Here is a 9,129-nt window from a genome sequence, read left to right as displayed (position 1 = left end):
TCCGCGAATGACTGCGGCTCGTCACCGGCGGCACTGGTGCGCGAATCGATCGGGGAAGTGTCGTTCGGTCCAGGTTGGTAACTCATGCAGTGAGTTTCCTTAGCCAACCTGGGAGTTTCCTGAGAAACGCGTAAGGGTTCGGCCAAGGCCAGCGCCGCGCCAACCGATCCGCGGTCCGGCCTTGGGACGGATGACCCCTTTCTTGGTGACACCTGATTCTTGATCGAGAGCGGCAAACGCGATCGCATGGAACTGGTCGCGGAGGGCGTCTACGGCGCCTTCGTCTGAACGAGGGTGAGGCACACGCATGAAGACGATCGTTGCGGACCAACTCGCACAGCGTCTTATCGACTGGGGCGTGGACACGGTGTTTGGACTTCCGGGTGACGGGATCAACGGAATCATGGAGGGCCTGCGCAGACACCAGGATCAGCTAGAGGTGGTGCTCGTCCACCATGAGGAAGCAGCCGCGTTCATGGCAACCGGTTATGCCAAGGCGACTGGACGGTTGGGAGTCTGTCTGGCGACATCTGGGCCAGGTGCCATCCACCTGCTCAACGGCCTCTACGACGCGAAACTCGACCACGCACCGGTCCTTGCCATCACCGGCATGCAGGAGACCTCGTTGCTGGGAACCGCTTACCAGCAAGAGGTTCACACTGATCGGCTCTATGCCGACGTCGCGACCGCTTACAACTTGATGGTGACCAACCCGAAGCAGGTCCCCACGGTGGTGGATCTAGCGATTCGTAATGCGCTGACCAAGCAGTCCGTCGCGCACCTCACTTTCCCCAACGACATCCAGATTGCCGAAGCGGAGCTAGACCCATACGAGCATCCAGCGCCCGCCCGAGCACCCGAAACCTCCACGGTGTACCTGTGCCACGGCCCAGCGTTGCAGCAGGATCAACTGCGGTCAGCGGCAGAGATCCTGAACCAAGCGCAACGCCCAGCCATTCTGGCGGGGGCAGGTGCGCTGGGCGCACGCTCAGAGGTTCTTGCCGTGGCCGAGAAGCTGGGGGCGCCAATTGTCAAGACTCTGCCTGGCAAGGCGGTCGTTCCAGACGACTCGGAATACACGACCGGCGGAATCGGACTGCTGGGCACAGCGCCGTCGGAGGACCTCATGGAAGAAACCGACTGCCTACTGATGGTCGGCACGAACTTCCCCTACACCAAGCACCTGCCGACGCCCGGTCAGGCGAAGGTCGTTCAGATCGACATCGAGCCCAGTCGCAGTGGCGCACGGATACCGACTGACATCCCACTGGTTGCCGACAGCGCTGACGCCTTGCGTGAACTTCTGCCGATGCTGTCGATCCACTCCGAACGTGGGCACCTACGCAAGTACCAAGTACAGATGAATGACTGGCGTTCCAACATGTCAGCGTTGGAGACCGCTGATCGCGATCCGATAGCACCGCAATACCTCGCGGCTTTGATGGACCAGCTCGGCGACGACGATGCCATCCTGACCTGCGACTCCGGCACGATCGCCACGTGGGCAGCCCGCCACTGGCATGTGCGCGGTGGCCGTGAGTTCTACTTGAGTGGAAACCTGGCGACTATGGCTCCCGGCCTGCCATACGCCATCGCGATGAAGCATGCGTTCCCGGATAGGCAGGTGCTCGCCCTAGTTGGCGACGGTGGCTTCGCGATGCTGATGGCCGAATTCCTGACCGCGGTTCGCAGACAACTGCCCATCAAAATCATCGTGAACAACAACAACAGTTACGGGCAAATCCTCTGGGAGCAGATCGCCTTGGGGTACCCCGAGTACAGCGTTCGACACGGCGATCCGGAAGCGAACTTCGGCGCCTGGGCGCAGGCCTGTGGAGGCTTCGGCGTCAAGATCACCAATCCCGCCGACTTGCGTGGTGCGATCTCCGACGCCCTGGCTCACCCCGGGCCGGCCCTCGTGGATGTCGATGTCGATCCCAATGAGCCCCCAATGCCGGGCAAGGTCACCTACGAACAGGCCAAGCACCTCATGCAGGCGTTCCTACGTGGACAGCCGCACAAAGTTGCGACCGCAACAACGATCGCAAAGGACAAGATTCAGCAGTTGCGCAGCAACTAGTCGGAGAGGTTGTGCTCATGTCAGGCAGTGGGACGTGATCTCGTGAAGGAGACGGCCACGACTCTCTTGGAAGAGTCCTCCGGTGACCTCACGGCGCTCCAGCGAGATCTCAAACGGGAGGTGGAGGCAGAAGTCGCCTTCGACGCCTCCTACCGCAGCGCGTACTCCACCGATGCGTCCAACTACCGACAAGTCCCGCTCGCCGTCGTCGTACCAAAGAACGTTGAGGCTGGCGCGGCCGCTGTTCGCATTGCCCTGGAACACCGAGTTCCGGTTCTCTCGCGCGGCGGCGGCACGAGTCTGGCTGGACAGACCACCAACCGGGCCGTCGTCATCGACTGGTCTAAGCACTGCAACTCGCTCGTGGATGTGGATCCCCTGGGCAAGTCGTGCGTCGTCGAACCGGGAATAGTTCTCGATGACCTGAACCGCGCGCTCACCGGACACAACTTGGAGTTCGGTCCACGACCATCGACGCACAGCCGATGCACACTCGGCGGGATGCTGGGCAACAACTCGTGCGGTTCGACCGCTCAACGCACTGGTAAGACCGTCGACAACACACGTTCGCTGGACGTTCTGTTGGCCGATGGCACTCGCATGACCCTCGGTGCTGCTGACGACGAGCGACTGGCGGCCATCGTCCGTTCCGGTGGGCGTGAGGCGCAGTTACACCGCCAACTGAAAGCACTTCAGCAGGAGCATCTGGCGGCACTTCGCACCGGCTACCCACAAATTCCCCGGCGGGTATCGGGCTACAACTTGGATTCCCTGCTGCCAGAGAAGGGGTTCCATGTGGCGCGCGCCTTGGTCGGCTCGGAGGGAACGCTGGCAACCATTCTGCGCGCCGAAGTGGACCTAGTGCCGGTCGTTCAGTACCGAACGATGCTGGCTCTTGGCTACCCGGACATCGCTCGTGCGGCGGACGACGTGCCCCAGGTTCTCGAGTCCGAGCCAATCGCGCTGGAAGGCATCGACCATCTACTGATCCACAACGAGTCAATCAAACGAATGCACCCCGATTCGCTCAGGCTGCTACCCGAGGGTCCGGCTTACCTGTTGGTTGAACTCGGCGGTGCCAGCCAGTCCGAAGCGGATGACCGAGCCAAGAAGTTGCTCTCGAATCTAGGGCGGGCAGGAACCGACGACACGGTCGGCCAATACACCGATGGCCGGGAACAACGCGAGATCTGGCAGGCCCGCGAATCGGGACTCGGCGCGACCGCGCGGGTCACCGGGGAACCCGACACGTGGCCGGGCTGGGAAGACGCGGCAGTAGCGCCGGAGAAGCTAGGCAGCTACCTACGCGAGTTCTCAGAGCTGTTGAAAGCCCATGACTTGGAGCCCGCCGCCCTGTATGGCCACTTCGGTCAAGGATGCGTCCACACCCGTATTCCGTTCCGACTGACAACTGCTGACGGGGTCGCCAACTTCCGCTCGTTCATCGAGGACGCGGCTGACTTGGTTACCTCCATGGGTGGCTCGCTGTCTGGTGAGCATGGAGATGGCCAGGCCCGCGGGGAACTACTCGGCAAAATGTTCGGCACCGAATTGGTGAACGCGTTCAAAGAGATGAAGTCGATCTTTGACCCGAGCAATCTGTTGAACCCAGGAAAAGTCGTTGACCCTAACCCACTGGACTCGAACTTGCGCTTGGGCGCGGATCTTGCCCTGGCGAACCCGACCACAAGTTTCGGCTATCCCGACGACGACGGCAGCTTCGCTCGAGCCGTCAGCCGGTGCGTGGGAGTGGGTGAGTGCCGAAAGACCGATTCCGGGGTGATGTGCCCTAGCTACATGGCAACCAGAGACGAGCGGCACTCAACCCGCGGACGCTCACGTTTGTTGTTCGAAATGCTCAACGGCTCCGCACGGGAAGGCCAAATCACCGACCGCTGGCAGTCCGAACCGGTCAACGAGGCTCTCGATCTCTGTCTGGCCTGCAAGGCTTGCAAGAACGAATGCCCCGTCAACGTCGACATGGCGACCTACAAAGCGGAGTTCCTCTCCCACCACTTTGCCGGCCGAATCAGGCCTCGGACCCACTATTCGATGGGGTGGCTTCCGCTCTGGGCGGCGGGCGCGTCGATCGCGCCCCGGTTGATCAATCGGTTGGCGGGAACCAAGACCGTCACCAAACTCGCACGCTCGGTGGGTGGGTTAGACGATCACCGAGACTTGCCTCAGTTCAGCGACCAGTCTCTGCAGAAGTGGTTCCGCCGCCGCACAAAGAGGCCGTCTGGACGTCGCGGTCAAGTGGTGCTGTGGCCGGACACCTTCACCAATCGCTTCACGGCCGAGGCCGGTCGAGCCGCTGTCCGCGTACTGGAGGATGCCGGCTGGTCGGTGAGCATGCCGCGCCAGCCAGTCTGCTGCGGGCTGACCTCGATCTCCACCGGGCAATTGGGAATCGCCAAGCGCACCCTGCGCCGTTCTCTCGAGGTCTTGCAACCACACCTGGAAGCCGACCAGTTGGTTGTTGGCTTGGAACCGAGTTGCTTGGCCGTGTTCCGTTCCGACGCGCACGAACTCCTACCCGACAGCGACCTTGCGCAGCGCGCCAGCAAGCAATTCGTGACTCTCAGCGAACTTCTGATCGAGCACTCCCCCGGCTACGAACCACCAAAGATGGACGTGCAAACCGTCCGCCAAGTCCACTGTCACCAGCAGGCCATCATGAAAGACGAGGCCGACTCCGTCCTACTCAAGGCAATGGGGGTGCAGGACGATCCGCTCGATTCCGGCTGTTGCGGATTAGCGGGCAACTTCGGCTTCGAAGCCGGGCACTACGCGGTTTCCAACACCCTGGTGGAGCGGGTGCTCGCGCCCACGCTCCGCGATCTGGATGACGGCACGGTCGTGCTTGCCGACGGATTCAGCTGCCGTACCCAGATAGAGCAGTCCGACTGTGGTGGCCACCATGGCATCCACCTCGCGCAGTTAATCGACCAGGCGCGTACGCACCGACCGGCAGTCGGTCAGTGACATGAACTCCACGGTTGATCTGCCCATTGACGAGGTCGCGGCGTCGGTTCACACGATAGCCACCGATGGCGACGAGGCCGACGGAACAATGCAATGGAGCGCCACCACGGCAATCGTGGTGAAGGTTTCTGCTGGCCCCTTCACCGGTGTCGGGTGGACTTACACCGATGGTGCCGCAGCGACCCTGATCAACGACACCCTCGGACCGTCGCTGACCACCTTCCGCGCCCACCAAACCACAGCCATCCACGAGCACCTCCGACGGTTGACTCGCAACCTTGGTAGACCCGGCCTGGCCAGCATGGCGATCTCGGCTATCGACATCGCCGTTTGGGATTTGAAAGCGCAATCACTCGGGGTGCCTCTTTGGCAGTTGTTTGGCGCAGCCGATCCCTCGGTCCCCTTCTATGGCAGCGGTGGCTTCACGACCTACTCCAACGAACGGACCGCGCGGCAGATCCGCCATTGGATCACGGACCTAGGCGCCAACGCAGTGAAGATCAAGATTGCCGGGAACTGGGGTTCAAACGTCGAACGCGATCTGGAACGGATACGACTGGTTCGCCAAGTCGCCGGACCAGCGGTTGAGCTATTCGTCGATGCAAACGGCGGCTACAGCACCGCTCAGGCAATCCGAGTCGCTCGGAGGTGTGAGTCCGACGAGGTGACCTGGTTTGAGGAGCCGGTCTCTTCTGACGATCCGGCGGGTTTGGCCGCGGTGCGGTCGCAGGTTTCCTGCGATGTCGCAGCCGGTGAGTACGTCTTTGATCCGGTACAGGCTCGCACGATGTGCGCTGCCGGGGCAGTCGACTGCCTGCAACTCGACCTCACCCGCTGCGGGGGCTTCACCGGTTGGCTCAAGTGCGCGGCGGTCGCGGACTCGTTCGGTATCCCGGTGTCTGCGCACTGCGCGCGGCACTGCATGCACAGCTCGGCGGTCTTCCCGGGCTGCAACATGTTGAGTACTTTCACGATCACGCCCGCGTCGAGTCGATGCTCTTCGACGGAATCCCTAGCCCCGCTGGGGGCCAAATCACAGCCAACACCGAGGTCCCGGGCACGGGCATAACACTCAAGGCCGAGGTGCCGGGAACGCGATGAGAGGAGCACACAGATGAAGCCAGCAAGAACGGTGGTCGTGACCGGAGCTAGCGCCGGTATTGGCCGTGCCAGCGCGGCCGCATTCGCCGAGCGTGGCGACACGGTCGTCTTGATCGCTCGCGGCGACGCTGGACTCAGCGGTGCCGTCGAGCAGATCGAGGCGGCGGGTGGAAAGGCCATAGCCATCAGTGCGGATGTGGCGAACGCCGACGAGGTTTTCGCCGCCGCAGCCAAGGTCGAGTCCGAGATTGGCCCAATCGATGTGTGGGTCAACGACGCCTTCACCTCGGTGTTTGCACCCTTCGACAAGATCGGCGCCGATGAGTTCCGACGGGTAACCGAAGTCAGCTACCTCGGCTACGTCTACGGCACGATGGCTGCCGTTCGCCACATGAAGGGTCGTGACCGGGGAACGATCGTCCAAGTCGGCTCAACCTTGGCCTACCGCGGCATTCCGCTGCAGAGCGCATACTGCGGCGCGAAACATGCCATTCAGGGTTTCAACGAGTCGCTGCGTTGCGAACTTCTCCACGATGGCAGCGCGGTCCGCGTGACGATGGTGCAGATGCCAGCGGTCAATACGCCGCAGTTCTCCTGGGTGCTCTCGCGACTGCCCAAACAGGCGCAACCGGTGCCACCGATCTACTCCCCGGAGTTTGCCGCCAAGGGTGTGGTCTTTGCCGCCGACCATCCCGAACGCCGTGAGTACTGGGTGGGTTCAAGCACCGCTGCGACGCTAGCGGCAAACGCGGTTGCTCCCGGCATTCTCGATAGGTACCTGGCCAAGACTGGTTTCGGTTCCCAGCAAACGGACCAACCAGAGCCAGAAACCCGCCCGTCGAACCTGTGGACCGCTGCCGACGATGACGCAGGAACCGACTTCGGCACTCGGGGTCAGTTCCACGAGCGCGCCCTGCGACGCGATCCGCAGCTGTGGGCTTCCCACCACCACGCAACGATTGCTGCTGTTGGCGCGCTGGCGATTGGGGGTGCGCTGGCTCTGACCCGCGCCCGTCGCCATGCGCACTGAACCCTCCGGTTCCGCTCCCCACCTCAGCGAGCCCCATGTCCTACGGGAGTACTCGTTGCTTGCCGATGGGGAGCGCGGTGCGATCGTCGGACCACACGGTGACCTCGCCTGGATGTGTTTCCCACGCTGGGACAGCGGGTCGATCTTCAGCGCGCTGATGGGTGGCTTCGGCGGTTACCAGGTATGCCCGACCGCGCGCCACACCTGGGGTGGGTACTACGAGGAAGGCTCGATGATTTGGCGCAACCGTTGGGTGACCAACGACGCGATCATCGAGTGTCGCGACGCGCTGCTCTACCCCACCAGCGAGCACCGTGCAGTGATCCTTCGTCAGATCATTGCGGTGCAGGGCACAGCCGACGTGACGGTCACGCTCAATCCCCGCGGTGAATACGATCAGCAGCACTTACGGGAACTCCATCGCAGAGACCAGTCGTGGACTGGCTGCGTCGCGGGCACATATCTTCGCTGGAATGGCGCGGCGAACGCATCGGCACGCAGCCACCGAGAGACTCTGGTCGTCGACCTGTCGGTGCCTGAGGGTCAACACCATGACCTTGTTCTTGAACTCAGCACCGAACCCCTTTCAGCTGCGCCGCCAAGTGCGCAGGAGGCCTGGCGCACCACCGAGCAAGCCTGGGCGCAGGCGGTCCCAGAACTCGCCAGTGGCCTGTCTGCGCGCGACGCCCGACGCAGTTTCGCAGTCCTCACCGGCTTGACCAGCGCCGGTGGCGGCATGGTTGCCGCGGCGACAACCAGCCTGCCCGAGCGAATCCGTGCCGACCGAAACTACGACTATCGGTACGTGTGGATCCGAGATCAGTGTTACGCCGGACAAGCGGTGGCCGCACACGGTCCACATCGTCTACTTGACGATGCGGTGTCGTTCGTCGCTGCACGGCTCAACGACGACGGCGCACACATGTCACCGGCTTATACGACCTCCGGCAACCCCGTGCCCGACGAGCACCACTTCGGACTGCCCGGGTACCCCGGGTCAACTGACGTGGCGGGCAACTGGGTCAATGGCCAGTTTCAACTCGACGCATTCGGCGAGGCACTGTTGCTCTTTGCCACCGCTGATCGACTTGATCGGCTAGACCCACAGCATTGGCGTGCGGCGGAGGCGGCCGCCGCAGCGATCGCGGCGCGCTGGACCGAGTCAGATGCCGGGATCTGGGAACTCGACGATCGTGCGTGGACCCACAGTCGATTGACAGCCGTTGCCGGCCTACGCGCTGTCGCATCAGCGACGAGCTCGGCCGCGCAGGCCAGTGACTGGCTGGCACTTGCCGATCACATAACAGCTGACACCGCAACAACATCGATCCACAGCACTGGTCGGTGGCAGCGGTCCCCCGGCGACGACAAGACTGATGCTGCGCTGCTGTTGGCCGGGCTACGAGGTGCTATTCCGGCCGATGATCCGCGGACCATTGCAACGCTGGATGCCTACCTGGCGGCCTTGACCCAAGATGGGTACGCGTACCGGTTTCAGCATGACGAGCGACCACTCGGAGACGCCGAAGGTTCGTTCCTATTGTGTGGCTTCCTGGTGGCATTGAGCCTCAAGCAGCAGGGCAGAGACGTCGAGGCCCGCGGCTGGTTCGAGCGAACTGCGGCGGCATGCGGTCCGCCACAACTTTTCAGCGAGGAGTACGACGCCGGTGAGCATCAGTTGCGCGGCAATCTACCGCAGGCATTTGTGCACGCCCTCATGATCGAGGCGGCAGCTCGATTGTCCTGACCCGCCGCCCACATTGGTGCTGTGTCAACTGACGACCTACACGTCACGGGGAGCTTTGACGCCGCCAGCGGATCCCGGCCTCGATGAAGTCATCGATCTCGCCGTCGAGCACCGCAGCGGTGTTGCCCGTCTCGTGCTCGGTGCGCAGATCCTTGACCATTTGGTACGGGTGCAGCACATAGGAGC

General features: G+C 62.8%; 6 protein-coding genes. 5 read left to right on the top strand and 1 reads right to left on the bottom strand.

Annotation, left to right across the window (positions count from 1 at the left end):
* The first annotated feature begins 307 nt into the window (after positions 1 to 307).
* Genes KAZ48_09230 through KAZ48_09210 form a run of 5 tightly spaced genes read left to right on the top strand, consistent with a single transcriptional unit; the run spans position 308 to position 8,943 of the window.
* Complete coding sequence (locus KAZ48_09230; protein ID MBP7972972.1) at positions 308 to 2,080, top strand: thiamine pyrophosphate-requiring protein; 1,773 nt, start codon at positions 308 to 310, stop codon at positions 2,078 to 2,080.
* Between the two features lie 42 nt (positions 2,081 to 2,122).
* Positions 2,123 to 5,065 (top strand): FAD-binding oxidoreductase, encoded by a 2,943-nt coding sequence (locus KAZ48_09225; GenBank protein ID MBP7972971.1) that lies wholly within the window; start codon positions 2,123 to 2,125, stop codon positions 5,063 to 5,065.
* A 1-nt stretch (position 5,066) separates the two neighbouring features.
* Positions 5,067 to 6,134, top strand: a complete 1,068-nt coding sequence (locus tag KAZ48_09220) for a mandelate racemase (GenBank protein MBP7972970.1) — start codon at positions 5,067 to 5,069, stop codon at positions 6,132 to 6,134.
* 45 nt (positions 6,135 to 6,179) lie between these two features.
* Complete coding sequence (locus KAZ48_09215; GenBank protein ID MBP7972969.1) at positions 6,180 to 7,196, top strand: SDR family oxidoreductase; 1,017 nt, start codon at positions 6,180 to 6,182, stop codon at positions 7,194 to 7,196.
* Positions 7,186 to 8,943 carry a hypothetical protein gene (locus tag KAZ48_09210; protein ID MBP7972968.1) on the top strand — a complete coding sequence of 586 codons (1,758 nt, stop codon included), beginning with the start codon at positions 7,186 to 7,188 and terminating at the stop codon, positions 8,941 to 8,943. Before KAZ48_09215 ends, KAZ48_09210 begins: the two co-directional genes overlap by 11 nt.
* Before the next feature lie 43 nt (positions 8,944 to 8,986).
* Here the strand turns inward: KAZ48_09210 and prfB are convergent.
* Positions 8,987 to 9,129, bottom strand: a 143-nt coding sequence (gene prfB / locus KAZ48_09205) for a peptide chain release factor 2 (protein ID MBP7972967.1), incomplete at its 5' end; no start/stop codon positions are given.

The organism is Candidatus Nanopelagicales bacterium, assembly GCA_018003655.1.
Classification (GTDB): Bacteria; Actinomycetota; Actinomycetes; order S36-B12; family UBA10799; genus JAGNDY01.
This window is presented reverse-complemented; position numbering and strand designations above follow the sequence as displayed.